2 tRNA genes are annotated in these 607 nt (G+C 52.2%); both read right to left on the reverse strand.

The annotated features are described in order from the left end of the window. Positions 1-211 precede the first annotated feature (211 nt). Positions 212-300: transfer RNA gene (locus G3A47_RS23015), tRNA-Ser, on the reverse strand. Between the two features lie 220 nt (positions 301-520). Beyond that, positions 521-604, reverse strand: a tRNA-Tyr gene (locus G3A47_RS23020). Positions 605-607: the final 3 nt, after the last annotated feature.

The raw sequence follows: 607 nt of genomic DNA on the forward strand, positions 1-607 counted from the left end.
CACATCGATGGGATGGTTGAAAGACTACACACTTGCACTGGTACTGCCCTATGGGAGAGCGCGTCAGGAGTCGAACCTGAAGTCGTCGACGTAGAGAAAGCTATTTGCATTTCACTATCCTCGCCTCGATTTCTTAACTTCCTAAACACCCCGATTACGAGAGAGTCGACATGCACATCTTCTAACTCTTCAGGAAGTCACGCCCGTAATTTGGCGGAAGGTGAAGGATTCGAACCTTCGGGGGCTAAAAGCCCCACTCGATTAGCAGTCGAGTCCCTTAAACCTCTCGGGCAACCTTCCAATTTGGACGGGCTTCACACCCGATTGAGCATTTGATCTGCCGTAGCCCAACTCCCCGCGCTTCTCAGCGCCGATTGGTTAACTGGCGACCAGTGCCTTCTGGTTCGATCTCCTGGAACTTTACAGGCATTGCGCCCGACCATTTCTGGAAGTTGGGGCATCGTTTCCGATGTGGAGTCACCCCATTTTATACACAGCTGGCTGCAACGCTTACTGTGTTTGGTGTGAGTGGATGGATTCGAACCACCGCGCTGTTACGGGGAGATTTACAGTCTCCTGCATTCGACCGCTCTGCCACACTCACATT

The sequence above is a fragment of the Flavobacterium poyangense genome (assembly GCF_011751075.1).
In the GTDB taxonomy this organism is placed as follows: Bacteria; Bacteroidota; Bacteroidia; order Flavobacteriales; family Flavobacteriaceae; genus Flavobacterium; species Flavobacterium poyangense.